The 24,570-nt window shown below is 69.0% G+C and carries 22 protein-coding genes and 2 pseudogenes; 13 read left to right on the top strand and 11 right to left on the bottom strand.

Annotated features, from left to right (window positions below; all coding sequences use genetic code 11):
• Window positions 1-121: 121 nt before the first annotated feature.
• Window positions 122-338, bottom strand: a pseudogene (locus ACFY36_RS00705) (sigma factor); the annotation flags it as partial.
• 401 nt (window positions 339-739) lie between these two features.
• On the opposite strand from ACFY36_RS00705, the gene urtA reads away from it, so the two are divergent.
• Genes urtA through ACFY36_RS00665 form a run of 8 tightly spaced genes read left to right on the top strand, consistent with a single transcriptional unit; the run spans window position 740 to window position 8,328 of the window.
• A complete protein-coding gene (gene urtA, locus ACFY36_RS00700; RefSeq protein WP_499743761.1) occupies window positions 740-2,038 on the top strand; it encodes an urea ABC transporter substrate-binding protein in 1,299 nt (432 codons plus the stop codon).
• 6 nt (window positions 2,039-2,044) lie between these two features.
• On the top strand, window positions 2,045-2,929 hold the full coding sequence (urtB, locus tag ACFY36_RS00695; RefSeq protein ID WP_499743760.1) for an urea ABC transporter permease subunit UrtB: 885 nt from the start codon (window positions 2,045-2,047) through the stop codon (window positions 2,927-2,929).
• On the top strand, window positions 2,926-4,023 hold the full coding sequence (gene urtC / locus ACFY36_RS00690; RefSeq protein WP_499743759.1) for an urea ABC transporter permease subunit UrtC: 1,098 nt from the start codon (window positions 2,926-2,928) through the stop codon (window positions 4,021-4,023). Before urtB ends, urtC begins: the two co-directional genes overlap by 4 nt.
• Window positions 4,020-4,799: an urea ABC transporter ATP-binding protein UrtD gene (gene urtD, locus ACFY36_RS00685; RefSeq protein WP_499743758.1), complete on the top strand. Its 780-nt coding sequence runs from the start codon at window positions 4,020-4,022 to the stop codon at window positions 4,797-4,799. Before urtC ends, urtD begins: the two co-directional genes overlap by 4 nt.
• Window position 4,800: 1 nt before the next feature.
• Window positions 4,801-5,484 (top strand): ATP-binding cassette domain-containing protein, encoded by a 684-nt coding sequence (locus ACFY36_RS00680; RefSeq protein WP_499743757.1) that lies wholly within the window; start codon window positions 4,801-4,803, stop codon window positions 5,482-5,484.
• Between the two features lie 56 nt (window positions 5,485-5,540).
• Window positions 5,541-7,190 carry a purine-cytosine permease family protein gene (locus ACFY36_RS00675; RefSeq protein WP_499743756.1) on the top strand — a complete coding sequence of 550 codons (1,650 nt, stop codon included), beginning with the start codon at window positions 5,541-5,543 and terminating at the stop codon, window positions 7,188-7,190.
• Window positions 7,190-7,756, top strand: a complete 567-nt coding sequence (locus tag ACFY36_RS00670; protein ID WP_499743755.1) for a TetR/AcrR family transcriptional regulator — start codon at window positions 7,190-7,192, stop codon at window positions 7,754-7,756. Before ACFY36_RS00675 ends, ACFY36_RS00670 begins: the two co-directional genes overlap by 1 nt.
• Window positions 7,741-8,328 (top strand): TetR/AcrR family transcriptional regulator, encoded by a 588-nt coding sequence (locus ACFY36_RS00665; protein ID WP_499743754.1) that lies wholly within the window; start codon window positions 7,741-7,743, stop codon window positions 8,326-8,328. The genes ACFY36_RS00670 and ACFY36_RS00665 overlap by 16 nt, the downstream gene beginning before the upstream one ends.
• 30 nt (window positions 8,329-8,358) lie before the next feature.
• Here ACFY36_RS00665 and ACFY36_RS00660 read toward each other — a convergent pair whose 3' ends face one another.
• Complete coding sequence (locus ACFY36_RS00660; protein WP_499743753.1) at window positions 8,359-9,081, bottom strand: hypothetical protein; 723 nt, start codon at window positions 9,079-9,081, stop codon at window positions 8,359-8,361.
• Between the two features lie 222 nt (window positions 9,082-9,303).
• On the opposite strand from ACFY36_RS00660, the pseudogene ACFY36_RS00655 reads away from it, so the two are divergent.
• Window positions 9,304-9,468, top strand: a pseudogene (locus ACFY36_RS00655) (beta-ketoacyl-ACP reductase); the annotation flags it as partial.
• 685 nt (window positions 9,469-10,153) lie between these two features.
• Here ACFY36_RS00655 and ACFY36_RS00650 read toward each other — a convergent pair.
• The 4 genes from ACFY36_RS00650 to ACFY36_RS00635 are packed head-to-tail and all read right to left on the bottom strand — an operon-like array spanning window position 10,154 to window position 15,269.
• Entirely contained in the window at window positions 10,154-12,181 is a 2,028-nt protein-coding gene (locus tag ACFY36_RS00650; protein WP_499743752.1) for a glycoside hydrolase family 2 protein, read from the bottom strand.
• A gap of 20 nt (window positions 12,182-12,201) precedes the next feature.
• Window positions 12,202-13,050, bottom strand: coding sequence for a carbohydrate ABC transporter permease (locus ACFY36_RS00645; RefSeq protein ID WP_499743751.1), 849 nt, complete (start codon window positions 13,048-13,050; stop codon window positions 12,202-12,204).
• The gene (locus ACFY36_RS00640) at window positions 13,043-13,912 is read right to left on the bottom strand and encodes a carbohydrate ABC transporter permease (protein WP_499743750.1); all 870 of its coding nucleotides are present in this window, start codon (window positions 13,910-13,912) and stop codon (window positions 13,043-13,045) included. The genes ACFY36_RS00645 and ACFY36_RS00640 overlap by 8 nt, the downstream gene beginning before the upstream one ends.
• 16 nt (window positions 13,913-13,928) lie before the next feature.
• Complete coding sequence (locus ACFY36_RS00635) at window positions 13,929-15,269, bottom strand: ABC transporter substrate-binding protein (RefSeq protein WP_499743749.1); 1,341 nt, start codon at window positions 15,267-15,269, stop codon at window positions 13,929-13,931.
• Window positions 15,270-15,449: 180 nt separating this feature from the next.
• Here ACFY36_RS00635 and ACFY36_RS00630 point away from each other — a divergent pair, with 180 nt between their 5' ends.
• From ACFY36_RS00630 to ACFY36_RS00620, 3 genes are all read left to right on the top strand, one after another.
• Window positions 15,450-16,481, top strand: coding sequence for a LacI family DNA-binding transcriptional regulator (locus ACFY36_RS00630; RefSeq protein WP_499743748.1), 1,032 nt, complete (start codon window positions 15,450-15,452; stop codon window positions 16,479-16,481).
• A gap of 50 nt (window positions 16,482-16,531) precedes the next feature.
• A complete protein-coding gene (locus ACFY36_RS00625; protein ID WP_499743747.1) occupies window positions 16,532-17,428 on the top strand; it encodes a TolB family protein in 897 nt (298 codons plus the stop codon).
• 94 nt (window positions 17,429-17,522) lie between these two features.
• The gene (locus tag ACFY36_RS00620) at window positions 17,523-18,401 is read left to right on the top strand and encodes an NADP-dependent oxidoreductase (protein WP_499743746.1); all 879 of its coding nucleotides are present in this window, start codon (window positions 17,523-17,525) and stop codon (window positions 18,399-18,401) included.
• A 6-nt stretch (window positions 18,402-18,407) separates the two neighbouring features.
• Here ACFY36_RS00620 and ACFY36_RS00615 read toward each other — a convergent pair whose 3' ends face one another.
• Entirely contained in the window at window positions 18,408-19,295 is an 888-nt protein-coding gene (locus ACFY36_RS00615) for a diguanylate cyclase domain-containing protein (RefSeq protein WP_499743745.1), read from the bottom strand.
• Window positions 19,296-19,586: 291 nt separating this feature from the next.
• On the opposite strand from ACFY36_RS00615, the gene ACFY36_RS00610 reads away from it, so the two are divergent.
• On the top strand, window positions 19,587-19,793 hold the full coding sequence (locus ACFY36_RS00610) for a DUF397 domain-containing protein (RefSeq protein WP_499743744.1): 207 nt from the start codon (window positions 19,587-19,589) through the stop codon (window positions 19,791-19,793).
• 14 nt (window positions 19,794-19,807) lie between these two features.
• Here ACFY36_RS00610 and ACFY36_RS00605 read toward each other — a convergent pair whose 3' ends face one another.
• The 4 genes from ACFY36_RS00605 to ACFY36_RS00590 all read right to left on the bottom strand — a co-directional run bounded on the left by ACFY36_RS00605 (window position 19,808) and on the right by ACFY36_RS00590 (window position 24,550).
• Window positions 19,808-20,641, bottom strand: coding sequence for a helix-turn-helix domain-containing protein (locus ACFY36_RS00605; RefSeq protein ID WP_499743743.1), 834 nt, complete (start codon window positions 20,639-20,641; stop codon window positions 19,808-19,810).
• A 124-nt stretch (window positions 20,642-20,765) separates the two neighbouring features.
• A complete protein-coding gene (locus ACFY36_RS00600; protein WP_499743742.1) occupies window positions 20,766-21,023 on the bottom strand; it encodes a hypothetical protein in 258 nt (85 codons plus the stop codon).
• A gap of 256 nt (window positions 21,024-21,279) precedes the next feature.
• Window positions 21,280-21,687, bottom strand: coding sequence for a peptidase inhibitor family I36 protein (locus ACFY36_RS00595; protein ID WP_499743741.1), 408 nt, complete (start codon window positions 21,685-21,687; stop codon window positions 21,280-21,282).
• A 1-nt stretch (window position 21,688) separates the two neighbouring features.
• Complete coding sequence (locus ACFY36_RS00590) at window positions 21,689-24,550, bottom strand: AfsR/SARP family transcriptional regulator (RefSeq protein ID WP_499743740.1); 2,862 nt, start codon at window positions 24,548-24,550, stop codon at window positions 21,689-21,691.
• Window positions 24,551-24,570: the final 20 nt, after the last annotated feature.

Here is a 24,570-nt window from a genome sequence, read left to right as displayed (position 1 = left end):
AAGCACCGCACGTCCAGCCGGCTTGGATACCCCGTCACCTGCCTCATCAGGTGGGACACGTGGGCCTTGCCGTGCAGGGCGCTTTCAGCTCCGTGTCCGGCGCCCGAACCGCCGCGAGAGGCGGTCTCCGCCGGGCCCAGCATGGGATCGCCGTCGAGCAGCGGCTCGGGCAACCAGTCGCCGGCCGAGCGTTCGCGCCGCGTCATCGCCGACCGGAGCCGGTCGAGGGACACGTTGGTGACCACCTTGGTGAGCCACGCCTCGGGCATCTGGATGTGCTCGCGGTCGGCGGCCTGCCAGCGCAGGAACGTGTCCTGCACGGCGTCCTCGGCGTCCGCGGGTGGCGAGGGTGACCCGCAGATGGCGGGCGAGGTGACCGGCTGCGGAGGTGCCGCATGGTCGCGCTCCCGTCTGTTCAGGTGTACTCCGAACGGGGCAGGGACTCATCGCATCCGAATGTCAGTAGTGTGCCATTGCCATCGCGGCACTAATGATCATGGCAGAACTTTGACATCTCCTCTTCGTGGATTTTCCAGTTTTTCCAGGGCTTTCACGCACTGTCCGATCTAGAGGCTACAGAGTTGGAACATCCGGGAAATGTCAAAGTAATGACTCGCCGCCAGTCTTCTCTCACCTGCAGTAGCCGGCGGCGCGGGGACGGGGAGCTCGGGACGCCTGCGGCTTGCTGGACATCCACATCCGCTCGATTCGGCCCTTCAGCAGGACGGAGCTCTCACATATGTCCACCACCAGCAAGCGGCTGCGTGCGCTCGCGGCAATCGGCGCCATCGGGACGACCATGACCCTCGTGCTCGCCGGCTGCGGCGCCCGCGCCGGCGACGAGACGCCCACCGGCGGGTCGTCCGCGGCGGGCAGCTGCGTCGACACCTCCGGCTCCACCGTCAAGCTCGGCTTCCTCAACTCCCTCACCGGTGGGATGGCGATCTCCGAGAAGACCGTCTCCAATGTGCTGCACATGGCCGCCGACGAGATCAACGCCGACGGCGGCATCCTCGGCAAGAAGATCCAGTACGTCCAGGAGGACGGCGCCACCGACTGGCCCACCTTCGCGGAGAAGACCGAGAAGCTGCTCACCCAGGACTGCGTCGCCGCGATCTTCGGCGGCTGGACCTCGTCCTCCCGCAAGGCCGTGAAGCCGGTCGTCGAGAAGCTCAACGGCCTCTTCTTCTACCCGGTGCAGTACGAGGGCCTCGAGTCGTCGCCGAACATCTACTACACCGGCGCGACCACCAACCAGCAGATCATCCCGGCCATGGACTTCCTCGCCTCCAAGGGAGTGAAGACGCTGTTCCTCGCCGGCAGCGACTACGTCTTCCCCCGCACCGCGAACGCGATCATCAAGCTGTACGCGGCCAAGCTCGGCATCAAGATCGTCGGTGAGGAGTACGTGCCCCTCGACAAGGACGACTGGACCAGCCAGGTGGCGAAGATCGTGGCGGCCAAGCCCGACTTCATCTTCAACACCATCAACGGCTCGTCGAACGTCGGCTTCGTCAAGGCGTACTACGACGCCGGCCTCACCCCCGCGAAGACGCCGATCATCTCGGTGTCGATCGCCGAGGAGGAGGCCCCGGCCATGGGGCACGAGGTCACCGGCAACTACGCGTCCTGGAACTACTTCCAGTCGCTGAAGACCGACACCAACCCGAAGTTCATCCAGAGCTGGAAGGCCTACCCCAACAGCAGCGGCGTTACCTCCGACCCGATGGAGGCCGCCTACATCTCGCTGTACCTGTACAAGGCCCTCGTCGAGGCGGCCGGCTCGTTCGACGTGGACGCGGTGAACGCCGCGGCGAAGAAGAACACCATCACGTTCGACGCGCCCGAGGGCAAGGTCACGCTCGACGGCGACAACCACCACATCTCCAAGCCGGGCCACATCGGCCGGATCAACGCCGACAACCAGTTCGACATCGTCTGGGCCTCCGACAAGTTCATCGAGCCCGACCCGTACCTCGAGGCGTACGACTGGTTCCCGGCCGACATCCGCAAGCAGCTCACCGACGCGGCGGGCTGACCGCACGTGGACGCGCTGACCGCACCACTGCTGAACGGGAGTGCCCAGGGCGCGCTGCTCCTGCTCGCCGCGCTGGGCCTCTCGCTCACCTTCGGCCAGATGGGCGTGATCAACATGGCCCACGGCGAGTTCCTCATGATCGGCGCTTTCGCCGCCTACCTCGTCCAGCATGTCATCACCGCCAGCGACCTGTCGATCCCGGTCGCGCTGCCGGTGGCGTTCGTCGTCGCCGGCCTGTTCGGCCTCCTGCTGGAGGTCACCATCATCCGCTGGATGTACCGCAGGCCGCTGGACACCCTGCTCGTCACGGTCGGGGTCGGCCTGATCCTGCAGCAGGCGGCACTGCAGATCTTCCCGTCACAGGGCGTCCCGGTGGAGAAGCCGGGCTGGCTCGACGGGCAGCTGCACATCCTCGGCTACGACTGGCCGCTGCGGCAGTTGTTCACCATCCTGCTCGCGACCGCCTGCGTCGCCGCGCTGGCGGCCTGGCTCAAGTACACCTCGTTCGGCCGCCGCATCCGGGCGACCGTGCACAACCGGGACCTCGCCGAGACCACGGGGATCTCCACACGTACGGTCGACCGCCTCACCTTCTTCGTCGGGTCGGGCCTGGCCGGGGTGGCCGGCGTGGCCGCGTCGCTCATCGGCGGCACGAACTCCCAGATGGGCGCGCAGTACATCATCCCGGCTTTCCTCGTCGTCGCCGCCGGGGGCATCGGCCAGCTCAAGGGCACCATCATCGCCGCGTGGGCGGTGGGCGTCGCCCTCTCGTTCTTCGCCTACTGGACAACCGGCAGCTTCGCGCAGGTGCTCGCCTTCATCCTCGTGATCGTCTTTCTGCAGGTGCGGCCGCAGGGACTGTTCACGGTGCGAACCAGGAGTCTCGCATGACCAAACCGAAGCCATGGCTCTCCCTCAGCGGCATCGGGGTGTTCGCGGTCCTGCTCCTCGCGGTCGCTCCCCTCGTGCTCACCGATCACTGGCTCAACAACCTCGGCAAGTACTGCTGCTGGGCCATCGTCGCCGTCGGCATCGGCCTCGCGTGGGGCCGGGGCGGGATGCTCGTGATGGGGCAGGGGGTGTTCTTCGCCCTCGGCGCCTACTCGATGGCCATGCATCTCACGCTGGAGACCGCCGGTGACCGGGTCCCCGGGTTCATGGTGCTCTACGACCCGCTCGCGCCGCTCCCGTTGTTCTGGGAACCGTTCCGCAGTACGGCGTTCACCCTGCTGGCGATCGTGCTGCTCCCGGTGATCGTGGGCGGCGCCCTCGGCTACGCGCTGTTCCGACGCGGCGTGAAGGGCGCGTACTTCGCGATCCTGTCCCAGGCTCTCGCGGTCGCGTTGGCCACCCTGATCAGCTCCACGATCCGCGAGACCGGCGGTGACACGGGGCTCAGCGATTTCAAGTACTTCTTCGGATTCGTGCTGAACGACCCGGCGAACAGGGTCATGGTGTACGTCATCACGGCCGCACTGCTCATCGTGTGCATGCTCGCGGTGTGGCAGCTCTACCGCAGCCGTTTCGGTGAGCTGCTGGTCGCCACCCGGGACGCCGAGGAGCGCGTGCGCTTCCTCGGGTACAACCCGGCCAACGTCAAGCTCGTCGCCTTCGTCGTCTCCGCGCTGATGGCGAGCATTGGGGGCGCGATGTTCGTGCCCATCGTCGGCATCATCACTCCGGCCGAGATCGGCGCCGCCGCCTCGATTTTCATGATCGCGGGCGTCGCCTTCGGCGGCCGCGCCTCGCTCTTCGGCCCCGCGCTCGGCGCGATGGCGGTCGGGTGGGGACAGTCGAGCCTCGGCTCGACCTGGCCCGACGGCTGGACGTACATCCTCGGCCTGCTGTTCATCGTCGTCATCCTCTTCCTGCCGAAGGGGCTGTCGTCGCTGCCCGCCAGGTTCGCGGCGGCGCGCCGCCGTGAGCCGGCCGAACGGCCCGCCGTGGTGGCCGCTCCCGCCGAGCTCGAGAAGGTGGCGTCATGACCGGGGCCCCGCTCGTCGTCACGGATCTCCACGTCGAGTTCTCGGGCTTCGTCGCGGTCGGCGGCGTCAGTTTCGACGCGCACCCCGGCGAGGTCCGGTTCCTCATCGGCCCGAACGGCGCGGGCAAGACGACCTGCATCGACGCCATCACCGGGCTGGTCAAGGGCACCGGGTCGGCCCGGCTCGGCGAGACCGAGCTGCTCGGCCAGCAGGTGCACAGGATCGTCCGTCTCGGGGTCGGCCGCACGTTCCAGACCGCGAGCGTCTTCGACGAGCTCTCGGTGCTGCAGAACCTCGACATCGCCGCCGGGCGCCACCGCCACTCGGCCGCACTGCTGCGGGCCCGGCGTGGCGTCGGCGCCTCGATCGAGGAGGCGCTGGAGGAGACCGGCCTCGCCGGCGAGCTCGCCACACCGGCCGGCATCCTGTCGCACGGCCAGAAGCAGTGGCTGGAGATCGCGATGCTGCTCGTGCAGGACGCGAGGGTGCTGCTGCTCGACGAGCCCGTCGCCGGCATGAGCCACGACGAGCGCACCGCGACCGGCGAGCTTCTGCAGCGCGTAGCGGCGAAGCGCATCGTGCTCGTCGTCGAGCACGACATGGACTTCATGCGCCGCTTCGCCACCCGCGTGACGGTGCTGCACCAGGGCAAGGTGCTCTCGCAGGGCACGGTGGCCGAGGTTCAGGCCGATCCGAAGGTGCAGGAGGTCTACCTCGGCACCGCCGGAGCCGCCACCACGGCCGCCATGGCGGTCGTGGCGCAGAAGGAGGACTGACATGCTCGAGCTCACCGACATCGAGGCCGGCTACGGGCGCACCCGGGTGCTGCACGGCGTGACAGTGCCGTCCGGCAAGGTGGTGGCCGTGCTCGGCCACAACGGCGCCGGGAAGACAACCCTGCTGCGTCTCGCCATCGGTCTCATCAAGCCGTCGAAGGGCCGCGTGCTGTTCGACGGCGAGGACATCACGCCGCTCGCCCCCAACCAGCGCGTCGCTCGCGGCATGGCCTACGTGCCGCAGGGTCAGCAGTCGTTCGGCCAGCTCACGACACTGGAAAATCTCCAGCTCGCGGCCGGCGGGCGCCGGCGGGGCAGGGCCCTCATCGACGCGCAGCTGGCTCGCTTCCCCGCGCTGGCGCAGTTCGCCGCCCGGAAGGCGGGCCTGCTCTCCGGCGGGCAGCGTCAGCAGCTCTCGATCGCCCGTGCCCTGATCACCGAGCCGAAGCTGCTCATCCTCGACGAGCCGACCGAAGGCATCCAGCCGACGATCGTCGCCGAGATCGAGCAGACCATCGTGCAGCTGGCCGGCGAGGGCATCAACGTGCTGCTCGTCGAGCAGCACATCGGCTTCGCGCTCGAGGCCGCCGAGCACTACGTCGTGCTCGCCTCGGGCCACGTCACCCAGACCGGCGAGGGCGGCAAGGCAGCGACCTCCACCGTGCGGGCCGCCATGGCGATCTGAGCCGGCGTGACTCACATCGGCAATGTCGTCGTAACACCGGAAAGCGACTATGCCCTGTGTCGACGGACAACGCGCGCGCGGCCGCGGAGGACAGCCTGGAGGACTACGCCTTCCGCTATGTGCCGCGCACCTTCCGGCGCTGGAGCGCGGGCTCCGTCGGCGCGACGGCCCTCGGATCCATCGCGTTCCTCGCCGATTTCTCGATCGGCGCGAGCATCGGCATCGACCACGGCACCGCCAACGCCGTGCTCGGCATCCTGTTCGCGTCGGTCATCATCCTTCTGGTGGGCGTGCCCGTCGCCTACTACGCCGCCCGCTTCAACATCGACCTCGATCTCATCGCCCGTGGCTCGGGATTCGGCTACTACGGCTCGATGATCACGACCGTGATCTTCGCGGGCTTCACCTGCATCTTCTTCGCCCTGGAGGGCGCCATCATGGCGCAAGGGCTGCAGGTGGCGACGGAGATGCCGCTGTGGCTCGGTTACCTGATCTCGACCGTCGTCGTGATCCCGATCGTCATCTACGGCATGCGGGCGCTGGAACGCCTGCAGTTCTGGACGACGCCCTTGTGGCTCGCCCTCGCCCTGCTGCCGCTGATGTGGATCCTCGTCTCCGACCCCGAGGCGGTGCGCGCCTTCACGTCGTTCACCGGCAACTCCGACGGCTCGATCAGCTTCGGCGCCGTCGTCTCGAGCGCGGCCGTGTGCTTCGCCCTCACCCCGCAACTGGCGGAGCAGATCGACTACATCCGCGCCATGCCGCCGCGTACGCCGGCGAACGCCCGCTCGTGGTGGACGTCGTTCGTGTTCTCCGGCCCGGGCTGGGTCGTCTTCAGCGGCACCAAACAGGTGATCGGGGTGTTCCTCGCCGTCTACCTCCTCGTGAAGGTCGAACCCGCTCTCGGGCACCACGCGACCGAACCGGTGAAGCAGTTCGTCGGGATGTACCAGGCCCTCCTCCCCAACTGGCTGGCGATCGTCCTCGCCGTCGTGCTCATCGTGATCGCCCAGGTGAAGATCAACGTGACGAACGCGTACTCGGGCTCACTCGCATGGTCGAACGTCTTCACCCGGGTGGCGAAGCACTACCCGGGTCGTACGATCTTCGTGCTTTTCAACCTCGTGATGGCGTACGGCCTCATGATGTTGGACGTCTTCGCCCTCATCTCCTTCGTGCTGAGCCTGTACGCGAACGTCGTCATGGCCTGGCTCGTGACGATCGCCACCGATATCGCGATCAACAAGCGGGTGCTGCACCTCTCGCCGCGCTTCCCCGAGTTCCGGCGCGGCATGCTGCACGACTGGAACCCGGTGGGGCTCGTATCGGTGGGGCTCGCCTCGGCGCTGTCGCTGCTCGCGTTCGCCGGCCTGCTCGGCGCCGCTGTCAAGCCGTTCTCGGTGCTCATCGCGATCGGCGTCGCGATCGTCACCACGCCGGTCATGGCCCTTGCCACGCGGGGGCGCTACTACCTGCGCCGCCGCTCCGACGGCATCGACTCCCCTCTGTTCGACGACGACGGCAACCCGTCGGGCGAGCGGCTCCGCTGCCATGTCACCGGGTACACGTTCGAACGGCCGGATATGCTGGCCTCGGCTGAGAGAGGACCGCGCGGTGAGGTTCAGTACGTCTCGTCGCTGGCGCTGACTCTCGACGATTCCGATCGCTACGTGCTCCCACCGGAAGTCGCCAGGAGGCGGACGTAATGGACGAGTCGGTCGATACCGCGACCGCCATCCTCGCGAGCGCCGCGGTGCTGCTGCGTGAGCGCACGTTCGACGACATCTCCTATCGTGCCCTCGCCGACGAGGTCGGCATCTCGGAGCGCACGATCTACCGCCAGTACCCCACGCGCGCGCATCTGCTCGCCGCGCTCTCGAACTGGATCGAGCAGAGCTGCTTCCCACTGCCGCCGTTCGTCACCGTGTCCGATTTCCGCGCCGCCGTGCACGAGCGCTTCCGCGCCTTCGACGCGTCGCCCGCGTACGCCTACGTCGGCGCACGGGCCGCCGCCATCTCGCCGACGCTGGACGCCGAGCCCGCCTACATCACGCGGGCGATCGAGGCGATGCTCGACGTGGCGGCGCCGACGCTCAACCCGCGGGATCGGCGGCGGGTCGCGGCGTCCCTGCGCTACTTCTCGTCGGCGATGTACTGGTCGCGGCTGCGCACGGGCTTCGACATGGACGCCGGCGAGATCTGCGACGCGTTCGACCGCGCCGTGGGCGCTGTGCTCGCCAGGCTGTTCGACGCGGCGTGGGCGCAACCGTGACCGGGTCGGCGGCCGGGCCGGCGCTGACCGGCACGCAAGCGGCGATCCTCGCCGCGTACGCCGATCTGATCGAGGAGCTCGGCAGCGACGACGTGTCGAACCGGGTCATCGCGCGGCGGGCCGGCATCGCCGAGCGCACGGTGTTCCGCAACTACCCCACGCGCGTCGACCTGCTGCTGGCGACCGCGACCTGGATCGAGGCCACGGTGTTCGCCCGCGAGGAGTCGCGCTCGATCTTCGACATCCCTCTCGCGATCCGGGACGCGATGCAGCGCTACGACGCGCGGCCGGAGCTGGCGCACGTCGTCGCCGAGACGGCGATGCGGGGCGTGAGCGGCGCGGCGCCGTCACCCGGCCGGGCGCAGCTCGAGCGGCTGCTGGAAACCGAGGTGCCCTCCCTCGACGCGCCGCAACGCAGGGCGGTCATCGCGGCGCTGTCGCACCTCGACTCCGCCGGCACCTGGGTGACGTTCCGCCGCGAGTTCGGTATGGACCAGCGAGACATCGCCGACGCCGCCGCGTGGGCGGCGGAGGCGGTGCTCGACAGCATCCGTAACCGCGTCGCCCCATGATCCTCGAACGGGCCGGATCACGGAGCGAGGTCAGCGCCGGGAGGGGCGCCACACCACGCTGACGTAGAAGAGGCGGGGGTCGTTGCCCGCGCCGTATTCGTGGTAGAGGGAGACGCTGCCTGAGCCGGTGGGGTGGCGGATCAGGTCCCGGGTCATGCCGGTGGCCTCCATGAGGGCGTCCCGGGTTGTTACCGGCTCCAAGTCGCAACCGAAAGCCCGCAGCGCTTCGAGATATTCGGTGAATGGGCGTGAGCGGCGCCAGGCCGCGTGCTGCCAGGTGTCTGACTTGGACTGCTGAGCCAGCACCAGAACGGCTTCGGCGGGAACAGGGAAATCGTCGGGGAAAACGGGTGGAAGACCGAGCGATTCCAGGAAGGTAACGTCGGTCAGGATGTGCGCGTTCGCGTCGTATTCGTAAGGCGGCGCGGGTAGGCGGAGCGGCTCCAGGCGGCCGGACACCCCGCTGGCGTCGAGGACAGCCAAGGCCGCCGAGACCACCCGCGCCGCCTGATCGGCGTGGTCCTGCAGATCCAGGTGGAGGGTCGGGCCGTCGTCCCTCAGAAGGGCTTCTACCCAGTTGGGTAAGGGTTCGGTGGGCTCGTCGGGGTGGCGGATGGCTCGAACGGCGCCGGCTGCGGCCCGGAGAGCGGCCATGGCCGTCTCGTCGTCGGGACTGTCGCGGATCACCAGCACCGCCTGGCTGGGGCGTTCGGCGACGTAGGCGGCCAGGGCAGGCTCGTCTCGTTGCAGCATGGCCGGGATCGTCGCACACGGCGCTGACGTCGGTAGACGGAAAGAAGAGCTTCGATACGCTTCATAGGAGCGCGAGATCTTTCACATTCGGTGTGGATGGCCAAGGCCCGTTGTACTTTCCCGTCGCTGCGTCAAAGCCAGAAGACCAGGAAAATCTGCGCGTCTTGGCTGCGGCTAGGAGTCGTCACGGCGAGCAGATCGGCATGCGCGAGCACCTCGCGCTCGGGGGTCGCACCTGGCTTCATCGTCACCGACATGAACGCGGCCGTCGCGGATCCCGGTCGGCCGGTCGCGCCGCCCGAAGACGTCGCGAACACGTTATCGTCCCTGGTCAGCCGAAGTTTGGAGTTCGTCTCGCGGCAGGTCATCTACGTCGTCGGCGGCCCCGGGCTGACATTTGGCCGGTTGCTGGGAGGGTTTACAAAAGAACTGGAGTCCGAGGTTGACCTGCTCCTCCTGTCACGTCCCCTAGGCGCCTGGGGACGAGAGAGCTTCAGGAGACAAGGAGACAAGGTGAGCCGACGACGCCCCCCGAGCGATGGTGACTCAGACCGCTCGCTCGGGGAGCAGCCGCCGAACACGCCTCGCTGGAGACGGGCCGGCAACGTTGTGATCTGGGTAGCCCAGGCCACAACGGCTGCGATCGCCCTCTACAAGGCGATCTTCGGAGAGGGGCCTGACCTTTAGTCAGGCCGGCTTCGGGAGTAGCTCTGGTCAGCTCTTGCGGGGCGGCCAGGGCAACTCTCGCCTCCGAACATGAGGATGCCACAACCCGCCAAGTGCGATCTTCGCTGCGTTACCGCCTGCCTCGCGCGGGCGGTGACAAGTTCGCCTGCAACGACAAGGCGGCCGGTAGTCGTTAGGACAGTCCGCGAGATCTGGCAGCTGACCAACTTCATCTTCATGCTCTACCCGTGGGAATGGTTCTGGGCCGCGCTTGCCGCGCGCACGTTGCCGGCCCAGCTCGGCGTCAGGGTTGCGGAGGCGCATCGCGCGGGCGACCAGGCCACGCAGTTCGAGCTGAGCCGCGCGGGAGGCTGCCCTCGCTGGGGCGCCTCCCGCGCGGCTGAGGTCAGGCCAGTTTGTCGTCGCCGATGTGTGGGGTGGTGCTGCGGTTCACGTCGACCGTGGCGCGGGCGGCGATGCGGCCGTCCGGGGTCACGGCGGCCACGTGCAGGCGGCCCGCGGGCCACCCGTCGGGCAGGGTCGCGTCGACCGTGACGGCGGGGCCCAGCTCGTACGGCTTGGCCTCCACCTCGGGGCCCTCGACCGGGGGCAGCTGCGGGGCCGTCGAGAAGACCGGGCCCCACGCCCACGTCAGGCGGCCGGCGAACAGGTTCGGGCCGTGGTGGGAGACGTGCGCGCCGAACGATGCCGCCGGGCCGAGGATGTCGCGGCTCGGGGCCACCGGCAGCACGTCGAGCACCAGTGTGGTGACGGCGTTCGCGTCGACGGGGGAAGCTCCGCCCAGATCCTTCGGATGGCGGTCGAAGGTGAGAAGGCCGGCCGACTCGTGCTCGATGTCGTACAGCTCGGTGTAGACGTAGCCGGACAGACGGTCGTGCCGGCGCAGCTCCTGGGTCTGCCAGCGCAGGTGCCAGCCGCGTTCGACGCTGGTGAAGCCGCCGCCGTACTCGCTGTTGAGGTTGGGCAGGCCGCGCAGCGGCTGCGACGGCACGGCGAGCGCCTTGTCGACCACGAAGTCCGGCCCCAGCTTCACCGGGAAGTCGTCGCGCTCACCGCCGGCCAGGCCGGCCAGCGTGCGGGCCCAGCCGATCGCGCTCTCGTCGTAGTAGTGCCAGTCCAGCAGATCGGTGCGGACGTGCGTCCACCCCGAGTTGTCGACGATGGGCCGGCTCCGGTCGAGAAAGGCGAGCTTCTCGTACGCCGCGACGACTGCATCCTGTTTGGCTTCGTCACCGGGGATGTCCCAGTCGAGGCCCCACTCCTCGTTGTACAGCCCCCAGATCACGATGGCCGGCGAATTGCCGTCGCGGTGGACCATCGGCTCGATCTGCGCCTCGAACGCGGCCGTCGACGCCGCCGTGAACGTGCCGGTCGACGCGGGCTCGCACCACAACAGCATGCCCAGCACGTCGGCGTGATGGATGAAGCGCGGGTCCTCCAGCTTCAGGTGTTTCCGTACGAGGGTGTAGCCGAGCTCCCGGGCCAGCTCGAGGTCGCGGACCATGGCGGCGTCGCTGGGCGGGGTGATGCCGGTCTCGGGCCAGTAGCCCTGGTCGAGCACGCCCTTGACGTACAGGCGCTCGCCGTTGAGCAGGATCTCCTCGCCGCGCACCTCGACCTTGCGCAGCCCGGTGTAGCCGTCGACGCGGTCGACGCCGCCGGCGGTCTCGAGCTCGGCGTGGACGTGGTAGAGGTGCGGGTCGGCCGGGCTCCACAGCCTCGGATCCGCGATCTCCAGCACTGTTTCGGCGGTGCCCGGGTCGACGAGGGTGGTGGAGACGAAGGCGTCGGACCCGGGAGTGGTGAGAGCGACCCTCAGCGTTGCGCCGACGGCATGGGGGCCTTCGGCCTTCACCCGTACGACAATGCCGTCCAGGCTGTCGGTGGGGCGCAGCGACAGCGCTGTCAGGTGGGTCGCGGGACGCGATTCCAGCCAGACCGACTGCCAGATTCCCGAGGACGGGGTGAAGCAGACGCCGTCGTAGTCCGTACGGGGAACGCTTCTCTGTTTGCCGTGGGCGATCTCGCGTTTGTCGGCGGGCGCGTCCACCCGTACGACCAATTCGTTGCCGGCGGAGGAAAGCGCGTCGGTGATGTCGGCCTCGAACGGCGTGTAACCGCCCTCGTGCCGTACGACCTCGGTGCCGTTGACCCACACCGTCGTCAGATGGTGGGCGGCCCCGAAATGCAGGACGACCCGCTGACCGTCCCATGCGGCCGGGACGTCCAGGGAGCGCCGGTACCACCCGACCTGTTGCCAGTTCTCGGCGATGCCGGAGGCGCGGGTCTCCCACGCGTACGGCACCGTGATGCGGCGGTCGTAGACGGGCTCGGTGAAGGAGAAGTCCCATTCGCCGTTCAGGCTGAGCCAGCTGTGCGAGCGGTCGAAGTGCGGCCGCGGATATTCTGTCATTTCCTTGCTCCTCAAGCTTTTCAGCCCTTGACGCTGCCGGCGAGGATGCCGTTGATGAAGTGGCGTTGCAGTGCGATGAAGACGAGCAGCAGCGGAATCATCGCGATGCTGCTGGCCGCGAGAAGTTCGCTCCAGACGGTGGTGAAATCGGCGCCGATCCGGTTGCCGGTGATGTTCTGTGCGAGCGTCGACAGCACCACCTGCAACGTCTGATGCTTCTCGTCGTTGACGGCGACGACCGGCCAGACGAAGTCGTTGTAGACGTTCATCATCGTGAGCACGGCCAGCCCGGCCAGGCCGGGCCGGATCACCGGCACGACGATGCGGCGGAACACCCCGAATTCCGTTGCGCCGTCGACTCTTCCGGCGTCCAGCAGCTCGTCGGGAATGGCCGCGATGACCTGCCGCATCCAGAAGATGGCGAACGCGTCGACGCTGCCCGGCAGGATCAGCGCCTTGTACGTGTTGACCCAGCCCAGCGAGCTCATCTCGAGCAGCAACGGAATGATGAGCACGAGGGTGGGCAGCATCAGGGTCAGCAGCACGATGCCGAACAGGACGTCCTTGCCGGCGAACTTGAACTTGGCGAACGCGTATCCGGCCAGAGGGCAGAAGACCAGTGTCATGCCGCCCTTGACGGCGAGCACCAGCGCCGTGTTGGCGAAGCCGGTGCCGATCGGCACGTCGGCGAACATGCTGCGGTAGCCGTCGAGGGTGATCTCCCCCAGGCTGAAACCGAGCGGGTCGCTGATGATTTTCGCGGCCGGCCGGACGGAGGAGCTGATCGCCCACCAGATCGGGTAGAGGAACAGCAGCGTCATGACGGTCAACAGCGCGTACGTGCCGATGCCGGGTCTTTTGTCATTCATCGTGTGCTCGCAGGAGCCGGACGGAGACGAGGGAGAGCGCGAACACGAGAATCACCAGCAGGAACGAGTTGGCCGCTCCGGTGCCGAGGTCGGAGGCCGTGATGTGGTCGTAGAGGTAGAGCCCGGCGGTCGTGGTGGATCCGTACGGGCCGCCCTGGGTCACCACGAACGGCTCGGCGAACATCTGGAACACCGCGAGCGTCTGGATGACCAGCAGGAAAGACAGGCTGCGCCGCATCAAGGGCACGGTCATCGACCAGAACTGCCGCCAGCGCGACGCGCCGTCGAGGTCGGCCGCCTCGTACACGTGCGAGGGAATGGATTGGAGCCCGGCCAGCAGGATGATGATGGCGAAGCCCGTGGTCTTCCACAGGAACAGCAGCGCCAGCGTCGGCTTGGACCAGGCGGTGCTGGTCAGCCAGCCCACATCGGGCAGCCCGGCCAGGTTGAGCACGTGGTTGACCAGGCCGTAATCGCGGTCGAAGACGACGATCCAGACCTGGGCCATGGCCACCAGCGGAGTCACGAACGGGGCGATGAACGCGACCCGGAACAGGCCGCGCAGGCGCAGCTTCGCGTTGGACAGCAACACCGCGGCGCCGAGGCCGGCGATGAGCTGGAGCGGCACGACGAGCAACCACATCACCGAGCTGTTGCCGAGCGACGCCCAGAACTCCGGGCTGGTCAACAGGTAGGTGTAGTTGTCCAGGCCGATCCAGCGGGCCTCGCCGGCCCCGGTCCATCTGGTGAAGCTCAACCTCAGGGCGTACGCCAGCGGATAGGCCCCGAAGGCGGCGAACACCAGGAAGAAGGGCAGGACGAAGACGTACGGCGTGAGCCGGCTCCTCGGTCCTTGTCTCATGGAAACGATCATGTGCTCAGGCCCGGTCCACCAGGTTCCGCTGAATCTGCCTGGTCGACTCGGCGATCACGTCGTCCGGCGACATCTGCCCCTGGATCAGGCGCTGCAGGTTGTTGCCGAGGTAGTCGACGGACTTGGCCCACCAGGCCGGGATGGGCGCGGCGGCCGGGATCGTCCGGCTGGCATCGACGGCCACCTTCCACAGGTCCTGCCCGCCGAGCGCCTCGACCGGCTGGAAGAGCGGCTTCTGAGCGTCGAGGGCGGGCAGGTACGCCGGGACCGAGGTGTTGAGCCCTCCCGGATAGGTGCCGCTGGGGCCGTACACGGCTTTGATGCCCTCGTCGCTGACGGTCATGTATTCGTACAGCCGCCAGGCCAGCTCGGGGTTCTTGGCCTTGGCCGGGATGACGAAGCTGCTGCCGCCCATCGCGCCGCTGCGCGCGCCGCCCGGGGTCCAGGCCGGCAGCGGCGCCGCGCGCCACTTGCCCTTGGTCCTGCTCAGCAGTTGCTGCGGCGCGAAGTCGAACCAGATCGCCCATGGCACGAACGCCTGCGTGCCGTCCTCGAGCGCGGCGATGTCGGCCGGCTTGAGGTACGGGGTGTGGGTGACCAGCTTGTCGTCCACGGCCGACTTGATCCAGGTGAGGATGCGCCGGTACTCCTCGGAGTCGAGGCGCAGCTTTCCCTGCTCGTCGCTGAGACTGGTGCCCTGCTGGTTGGCCAGCATTTCGAGCCACAGCTGGCCCAGGAACGGGTCGGCGTCGAGGTGGATCGGCTTGGCCTTGGCATTACGGTCGCGCAGCTTGCGCGAGGCGGTCAGCAGGTCGTCGTAGGTGGCCAGGGCGGCCGGGTCGACGCCGGCGTCCCGCAACAGGTCCTCGCGATAGAAGAGCAGGCCCGGGTTGAGGTCCCAGGGCACGCCGTAGACCTTGCCGTCGACGGTGTTCACCGACAGTTTCTGCGGCGCGATCTTGTCGCGGTAGGGGGCGATCAGCGTGGTCAGGTCGTACAGGTGCTCGGCCTGACCGGCGATCTTGGCGTCGTCCCAGAACGAGCCGTCGGGCACGCCGGCGCCGGAGATGAGCGTGTTGGCCAGCTTGGCGTCGATGTCGACGGCCTGGTGGTCGACGGTGACGCCCGGGTTGGCCGCGGTGAACTTCTTGATGGCGGCGTCGAAGACCTTGAACAGGTCGCCGGAGCGGCTCCAGATCGTCAGGCTGCCGGTCAGCGGGCCGCCGGACGACGAGGCGGTCAGCGGCTGACTCTCGGTGGTGCTGTCGCCACCGCCGCAGGCGGCGAGGGCGGTCAGAGCTCCGGCGGCGGCGGCCCCGGTCAGCAGGGTTCGGCGGGTTGTCATATCTGCTCCTTCGAGCCGGCGGCAGCGCCACGCCGTGGTGCTTGGCGGTTCTGCCGTTAACGTCTCTGCAACGATGCAGACATCGTGCATGCTGCTCTGCAACGATGCAAGACCTAAGATGGGCGCGTTGCATTAGGCTGTCGGTCGGCCGATCCGGGAGCTCAACATGGGGAGGGTGGAATGCGCGAGGCCACGTTGCGCGATGTGGCGACCAGGGCCGGGGTGTCGATCCGCACGGTGTCCAACGTCGTCAATGGCTACGCCCCCGTGTCGGACGCGCTGCGGGCGAAGGTCGAGACGGCGCTGACCGAGCTCGACTACCGGCCCAACCTGATCGCGCGCAACCTCAAGCAGGGGCGCAGCGGCATGCTCTGCCTGGTCGTGCCGGAACTCGACGTGCCCTATTTCGCCGAGCTGGCCCGGGCGGTCATCGCGGCCGGCCGCAAGCACGGCTACGCGGTCATGGTCGACCAGACCGACGCCGATCCCGTGCGGGAGAGGGAACTGCTCACCCGCAACTCCCGGCTCACCCTGTTCGACGGCCTGATCCTCAGCCCGCTCACCCTCAGCGCCCAGGAACTGCGCGAACGAGGCAACAAGACTCCGGTCGTACTGCTCGGCGAGCACATTTTCGACGGCAGCTTCTCGCACGTGGCGATCGACAACGTGGCGGCGGCCCGCGACGCCACGTCACACCTGATCTCCCTCGGCCGCACCCGCATCGCGGCGATCGGAGACCAGCCTTACCGTACGGGCGAGACCGCGCAGCTTCGCTCGGCGGGCTATCGGCAGGCGCTGGAACGAGCCGGCATCCCGTACGATCCAGCCCTCGTGCGGCCGACCGAGCGCTTCCACCGCCGGCTCGGCGCCACCGCCGCCACCTCGCTGATGGCGCTGGACTCCCCGCCCGACGCGATCTTCTGCTACAACGACCTGCTCGCGCTGGGCGCTATCCGCGGGCTGCTCACGGCCGGGGTGCGGGTGCCCGGCGACGTGGCCGTGATCGGCATCGACGGCATCGAGGAGGGCGAATTCTCGACGCCGAGTCTGAGCACGATCGTCCCCGACAAACAGGCGATAGCCACACTGGCCGTCGAGAGCCTGGTCTCTCTGATCGAGGGGGGCGCCGCTCCGGCCCCGGCCGAGGTGCGGGCGGCCCACACGCTTCTGCCCCGCGAGAGCACGATCGGCGCCCAGTCGCCGGCGGGGTAGCGGCCGCTTGCGGTGGAGTGTGACCATCGGCTATGAACAGGAATCGGATCATGGTCGTCGCGGGGGCGATCACGGCGTTCCTTGCCGGCACGCCCGCCGTTGCCAGTGCCGCGCCCACAGCCCAGCCTCAAGGTCGCATTCTCTTCGTCCGTACGGTGGACTCGCCGCACGGCAGCGGCGAGGTCCAGAGCGTTCTGCCCGACGGCAGCGCGCTCGCCGGCCTCAATCTCAACGTCAGTTGGGCTTCGTCGCCCGACTACTCCCCCGACGGCCGGCGGATCGCCTTCGTCATGCTGGGACCGGACGATCTCATGGCGTCCGTCTACACGGCCGCCGCGGACGGCACCGGAGCGCAACGGCTCACTCAGGCGCCGTGCGGTCCCGGACACCCCCGCTGGTCGCCGGACGGCACCAGCGTCGGGTTCGAGACCTGCGGTGACATCTTCAAGACCGACCTCAACGGGAACAAAACGCCGATCACCGGTGACAGCTGGGGCACCAATCTGTCCTTCTCCTGGGGTCCGCAGGGCAAGCGGATCGCTACCGCGAGCGTGGAAGCCCCCGGCTTGCACGTGTGGAAGGCGGACGGTTCCGCCAGCCGCCAGGTGAGCGATCTGCCGGCCGCCTACGACGTCGACTGGAACCCCAGGAACGGCAAGCTGGCCGTCTCCTCCGGCGACGACCTGTGGCTGGTCGACGCCGCGACCGGCGCGAAGAAGCGGCTCACCGACACACCGGCCGTGGCGGAGGGCAGCGTCGTATGGTCGCCGGACGGCAAGTGGCTGGCCTACAGCGAGAGCCAGGTGCACGAGTCGACCGACCCGGACACCGGCGAGAGCGTCCGTGAGGTGACCGACCCGCAGATCTACATCGTCAACGCGGCCGGCAGACAGCGGCACGCGGTCGGCGTGCCCGGCGTCCCGACGAGCTGGCGCGCACAGGCCTGAGCGCCACGGGGCTGGGAATCGTGCGGTGACGGTCTAGAGTGGACGCGTGCTGGGAGTAGTCGCGGTCGCGCTTGGCGGGCCTGAGGTGTTGCAGGTGACTGAGCTGCCCGACCCCGAGGCGGGGCCGGGGCAGGTGGTCGTCCGGGTCCGCGCCGTCTGTGTGCACCCGGCCGACGTGGCCGCCACCACCGGGGAGATCCCTCGTGGGCCGGATGTGCCGCCGTTCTCGCCCGGCTGGGACATCGCCGGCGAGGTGGTGTCGGTCGGGCCCGACACGCCGGATTTCGGTGTCGGCGATCGGGTCGCCGGGATGATCCCGTGGTATTCGACCCGGGGTGTGCCCGGCGGCTATGCCGAGTTCGTGGCCGCCGACACCGGCTGGCTGGTGCGGTTGCCGGACGAGCTCGACTTCGTGTCCGCGGCCACGGTGCCGCTCAACGCCCAGACCGCACACCAGGGGCTGTCACTGGTGTCGTTGGCCATGCTTCCGGCCGGGAGCAGCATTCTGGTCACCGGCGCCAGCGGCGGTGTCGGCGGCTTCGCCACCCAGCTCGCCGTTCAGAGCGGCTACCGCGTGCTGGCGCAGGCCGGCCATTCCGACGAGCAATGGGTGCGCGATCTCGGCGCCCACGAGGTCGTTCCCCGTTCCACCGACCTGACCACGGTGGGGCCGGTGGCCGCGGTGTTCGACGCGGCCGCCATCGGCGAGGCGGCGGCCGCCGCCGTCGAGGATCGGGGCATCGTGGTCGCGACCCGCCCCACGCCGCCCCTCGTACCGGCCCGTGGTGTGCGCCAGGAGCTGCAGCTCATCCGGCTCGACCGCGAGCTGTTGGACGACCTGGTGGGGCAGGTGGCGGCCGGGCGTCTGCGCACGCGCGTGGCGGATACGATGCCGCTGGCCGAAGCGGCCGACGCCCACCGGCGGGTGTTGGCCGGTGGGCTGCAAGGAAAGCTCGTGTTGACAGTGGGCTGACGGCGGTCAGCCCATGCGATGGTCGAGGTACGGATCGGCCTCGGCCCGGATCGTGAGACAGGTCGTGGGGATCGTGTCGACCATCGTGCCGGCGCCGTTCGGGCATCGGTAGCGGACCAGGGCCGCCCATTCGCAGGCGCTCTCGACCACTCCCGCCCGGCGGGCGCCGCTGCGGTGCACCCACACCGGGTCGCCCGGCCGGCACGCCGCCGCGGGTTCCGGGGCGACCGGGCCGTACGTCTCGGTGTGGTCGCCGTTCTCGGTGGCCACGACCCAGGTGATGCCCGCCTTGCCGGTGGCGTTCGCGTGTCGCTTGGCGCTGAACATCGCCCGGTCCGCGCGGCGCAACAGGTCGAAAAGGTCGTCGGCGCGCCCGGCCGGCACGACGCCGATCGAGGCGGTGACGGACAGGGTGTGCCCGCGCACGTCCATCGGAGGGGCGATCGCCGCGCTCAGCGAACCGGCCACCCCGTGCCACCACGACGGCGGCACGCCGGCGTGCGGAGCGCGCGGCAGGGCGGCGAACTCGTCACCGCCGAGCCGGGCCACCAGATGGTCGCCGAGGCAGGCGGTCATGCGCTGGGCGATGACGCAGAGGACCTCGTCACCGGCATCGTGCCCGTACGTGTCGTTGATCGGCTTGAAGCCGTTGAGATCGAGGATCACGACGGCCGACGAGCGATCGTCGCCGTGCAGCAGCTCCGGCGCGAGAGCGTTGAACAGCCGGCGGTTGGCCAGTCCGGTGAGCTCGTCGTGGCCGGCCATCCATCGCAGTGTGGCGCGCTCCTGCTCCAGCTGCTGGACGTGCGCCGCGAGCTGGTCGATGCGAGCTTGAAGGCGGGCGAGGTCGGGCCCACCGCCCGTTTCGGCGGCTACGGGATCGAGGATCCGCATCGGCCGTCCTCTCAAGACTGCGGCGGCGAGGGACCGCCAGGCGCCACAGTGGAATCATGACAGCCGGTCGGGACCCGTGCAAGATTTCACGAGGACAGCTCTCACGGTGACATGATGCGTGCGAAGCCACTTTCGGCTACTCTCAGTGCCGTCACTTTCGTGGTGAAAGAGCCGTGCTTACCCGTGAGATGCCGATCGTGCACTTCAGGCGAACATCGGGTGACACGTTGGCCACCGAATTGGTGGCGCGTCGGTTACGTAAAGTAATCGACTGTAGAAAGAGGGGCACTGATGAGCAGCGACACCGGCTGGATCATTTCCAGCAGGTCGACGGGCAACGGCGGCAGTTGCGTCGAGGCCCGCCGCCAGAGTGGCCAGATCGAGGTCCGCAACAGCAACGCCCGCGAAGCCGGCACCGTGGTGTTCACGACCGAGGAGTGGGACTCTTTCCTGTTCGGCGCCAAGCGCGGCGAGTTCGACCAGCTCCTGAACGACTGATCACAGCGGGCGGCCTACCTCGACGGGAATGAGAATTCTCCGACCGGTACGGACGCCTTGCTGATGAGATCGAAGACCCGCCGGTATTCGTCGACCTCGACCTGCTCCTCCAGATAGAGCGCACCGACGTGGGATTCGAGGTAGACCACGTCCGGGTCGTCCGGGTCGTCGAACTCCAGGATCCGGAAGGCGCCGGCCATCGCCGCGTGCGCCCCGACCGAGAACGGCAGCACCCGGATGTCGACCGTGTCCTGTCTGGACAGCCGCCGCAACTGCTCGATCTGACCCTTCATCACCTGTTCGCCGCCGACCGGCCGGGTCAGCGCTCCCTCGCCGAGCACCGTCACGAGGCGGATCGGCGGGTTGCGGGCGAAGAGTGTCCGCTGCCGCTGCAGGCGGAGATTGATGTGGCGCTCGGCGATCTCCGAGTCGGCCGGTTGCTCGGCCCCGAAGACGGCTTGCGCGTACTCCGGGGTCTGCAGCTCGCCCGGAACGATCTCGCCGTCGTACCCGAACATGCGGGACGCGGACGCTTCGAGCCCGACGTACAGCTTGAACCACTCGGGGATCACCGGGCTGGCGTCCCACCACTCCTGCTGTGACGTGCCCAGCGCGAGGTCGGCCAGCGCGTCGGTGATGCTCTGGTCCGCACCGTAGAGCCAGCAGAGCGCGCGCACGTTGGCCCCGGTGACCGGCACCTTGCCCGTCTCGATGCGGTGCAGCGTCGGCTCCGAGATGCCCAGACGTGCTTCCACCACATCGCGCCGGCTCATCCCGGAGGCCGTACGCAGCCGCGTCAATCGCCGGCCCAGCGCCCGCCGCACGACGCGTTGGCCTGTGACCGGCACGCCCTACCTCCGCCTTGCCAACCCAAGTGGACGGTGCTTAACGTACCCGCAACGCCGCGTTGTCAAAAGGCAACCCGTCGTCGCTGTCCGAACGAACGAGCGGATCAGGCCGAGGCGTACGCCCTCATGATGGTCTGATCGATGGAGCTGCCGCCGTCACCGTCGCTGTGACCCGCAAGGACAGGAAGCCGCCGGCCGGCGGCTTCGGCAGGGTGTCCCGCAGATCCTTCGAGACCTTGGCCGTCTGCCAGGTGGCGCCGTCGTCGACCGACGAGCGGACGATGAAGGACGTGATGCGCTGCGGCCTCAGCGCGCGGGAATGCCGCACGGTGAAGGTCGCCGGAGCGCCGGTGGCCCTGATCGCCGCCCGTCCGGGTCGCAACGGCGCGGGATCGCACCGCTGTGGCCGGACGGCTGGGCCCGGACGCCACCGCAGCCGGGCACGGACGGATCAACGGTGACGACGTCGCCGGTGAGCAGCGTGACCGTGGGGGTGCCGGTCGACGGCGATCAGCCCGGCGGCGAGGGCGTGACGGAACCTTCTGCGCATGTGGCTCCCGTTCCTCTCCACGCCGGCCCTGATTCCGGCTATACCGACGACAACGCGCAGGACACCGCCGACTTCAAACCGGCGTCCTCTACTTCAGCTGGGCCGAGGAGGCGGAGTCGTTGGAGAGGGGGGTCTCATAGGAGTTGTAGAGATCCTCCGACTGGCCGGGCTTGAGCTCGATCCACTTCCCGCCCCAGGTGCCGTGCTCGTGGACGCGCAGGGTGAAGGACGTCAGGTTCCTGATCGAGGACACGCTGTCGTTGAGGTTCTGGCCGTTGGTGTACCGGAAGTTGCGGAAGTCATTGACTTTCGCGCCCTTGTAGGCGAAACCGGCGATAACGGCGACCGTGCCCCGGTAGTTCTGGTCGTGGTAGAAGCAGACCTCGCCGGTCCGGCAGTCGTACACGGCCTCGGCCGGGGAGGACGCCACGGCAGTGGTGGCCGCGACGGCCAGGAGGGATCCGAGGGCGCCCTTGAGGGCGGTGCTTTTCTTCACGTCAATCTCCGAACCGTGATCTTTCCTTTTTCTGCGACGTTAACGATCGACTGTTGACGATTTCTTTCCCGCGACTGAACGGGTGCGGAGGCGGCGCGCCGAGACGCCGGCCCACGCGTTCCGCGTTCTCGGCCCGATGCTGACGCTGGTAGAGGCGGTGGGCCGAGCGCCAGTACCGCTCGGCTTCCGCCGTTTCGCCGAGGGCGGCATGGTTGTCGCCGAGGCACTCACGCACGTCGGCCTCCATGTAGGTGAAGTCGAGCTCGGCGAAGATCGCCAGCGCCTGGTGGTAGTAGGCCAGCGCCTGGCGATGCCTCCCCAGCCCGGACGCCACGAAGCCGAGGCTGTCCAGGATCCCCGCCTCCGCGTTGCGGCTGGTCTCGCGGCGCGCCAGGTCGAGAGCCTCGTCGAGGAAGGGCCGGGCCGGCTCGTACTGACCGAGCCGGGCGTGACACCAGCCGGCGCCGTTGAGCGCGTCGGACAGGTTGGCCTCGTCACCGGTCGCGCGGACGAGCCGCAGCCCTTCGATCGCGTGCTCGAGCGCCGGCTGGAGGTTCCCGGCCAGGTCGTGGACCCGGGAGAGAGCACGGTGAACCTGGGCCCGCGCGGGCCGGTGGTCATCGCCGGCCGCCAGCGTCAGCGCTCGGTCCAGCTGGTCGAGCGCTTCGCCGTAGCGCGAGGCGTGGGCCAGGGCGTGGGCCGAGAGACGCAGCGCCAGGCTCTCCCCCGCGGGGTCGTCGACGTGCCGGATCGCGGTGAGCCCGATCTCCCACGCCGTCACGTGGTCGAGCACGTGGCCGCGCCAGCGCTGATAGGTGTCCAGCGCCCAGGCGAACTGCCAGGTTCTCGGCCACCAGGACCGCCGGAAAGCGAGCTCCTGGGCGGCGAGCAGTCCGGCGTACTCGGCGTCCATCCAGCTCAGAACGGCGGCCTCGTCGTCGAAGGTGAGGGGACGGACATCGGCGGACATCGGCCCGAAGTCCAGTCCGGGCCGGCTGGGATTGAGGATCCGGTCTCCGGCGACCGCGGTCAGCAGCGCGAAGTCCAGGAGCCGGCGCAGGCCCGCGTCGCGCTCCCCGGCACTGAGGTCCGTCTCCGCCCGCTCGGTCAGATAGAGGCGGACCAGATCGTGCAGGCGCCATCGTCCACCCGGATATTCGCCGAGAAGCGAGTAGCGCTGCAGGGTCTGCAGCGCCCGGCCGGCTTCCCGCTCGGTCAGCCCGCAGAGAACGGCGACCGACTGGACGCTGACGTCCGCCCCCGGGGCCAGAGCGGTGAACAGCAGGATCCGTGCCTCAGAGGGAGTGAGTGCGCCGTAGGACCAGGACAGGACGGCGCGAAGGCCGGCCTCCGGCGGATCGTCCTCCAGAGCGGCGAGCCGGGTCCCGGCGTCGCCGAGTTCGCGGGCGACCGCGGGCAGCGCGAACCGCGGCCGCACGGCGGTGCGGGAGGCGGCGATCCCCAGAGCCAGCGGCAACCCACCGCACGCGCCGATCACCGCGGTCACCGCAGCGGCGTGCTCGGCCAGCCGCTGCTCGCCCAGCCGCGCGGTCAGCAACCCGCGGGCGCCGGCGTCGTCGAGGACGTCCAGGCCCACCGGCTCCGCCCCATGGCTCACGATCAGGCCCGTCAGCGTGTTGCGGCTGGTGATCAGCACCGTGCAGGCCGGCGATCCGGGCAGGAGCGGGGCCACCTGCTCGCTGCTCCGGGCGTTGTCGAGGACCACCAGGAGGCGTTTGCCCGCCGTCAGGGAGCGGTAGAGAGCCGCACGCGCGTCGACGTCGGCGGGCGTCGACTTGGGCGGGACACCGAGGGCGCTCAGGAATCCCCCCAGCGCGTCGCCCGGGTTGAGCGATCGGCCGCTCGGATCGAAGCCGCGCAGGTTGACGAAGAGCTGCCCGTCCGGGAACCGCTCACGATGAAGGTGAGACCAGCGCAGCGCCAGCCAGGTCTTGCCGATCCCACCCGTGCCGTGGATGACACAGACGGCCGGTCCGGGCCGCCCCTCGCGGGACCGTCGTGAGACGGCGGTCAGGGAGGCGAGCTCACGCTCCCGGCCGATGAACACGGGAACGTCCGGTTGAAGCTGGGCCGGACGGGACAGCACCGGGTCCGGCCGGACGATCGCGACGTCCTCGCCGCGCAGAATCGATTCGTGCAGCCGGCGCAGGTCGGCGTGGGGTTCGGCGCCCAGCTCAGCGCTCAGCCGGGCCCTCAGACCGGCGAAGACCCAGAGCGATTCCGCGGTACGCCCACTCGCGTGCAGCGCCGTCATCAGCGCGCCGGTGACCGGCTCGTCCAGCGGGTGGGCCAGCGTCAGATCACGCAGCGCCTCGATCGCCACCGAGGCCCGGCCGGCCCGGACACAGGCTTGCGACCACCGCACGGTCGCCGCGGCGTACTCACGGTGCCACGCCTGCCGGACCTGGGCCGCCCAGTGGCCGGGCAACCCGGTGAGCGGCTCACCCCGCCACAGAGCCCGGGCCTCCTCGAGCAGTGACATGCGGTCGTCGTCGCCGAGAGAGGGGCGTTCGGCACGGTCGGCCAGAGCCCGGAAGCGGCGGTAGTCGACCTGCTGGACATCGAGGTCGAGCCGGTAGCCGCCACAGTCGTGGATCAGCGGTGGCCGACCACCGTCACCGCACTCGAGCAGAGGGCGCAGCCGGGCGATATGTGAGTGCAACGCGCGCCGGGCGCCGTCGGGCGGCTCGTCCCACACCCGGTCGATCAGGGTCTCCGCGGTGACCGTCCGCCCCGCGTCGACCGCGAGCGCGGCGAGAACCTGCCGCCGCTGTGGCGGCCCGGCGTCCAGGATCTCCTCATCGAGCCGGATCGTGACCGGGCCCAGCAACAGGATGTCCATCCCCGTACCACCACCGTCGG

It is taken from the genome of Actinoplanes sp. NPDC000266 (genome assembly GCF_042899005.1).
Classification (GTDB): Bacteria; Actinomycetota; Actinomycetes; order Mycobacteriales; family Micromonosporaceae; genus Actinoplanes.
Note: the sequence above shows the minus strand (reverse complement) of the source record. Positions and strands in the feature narration are given on the sequence as shown.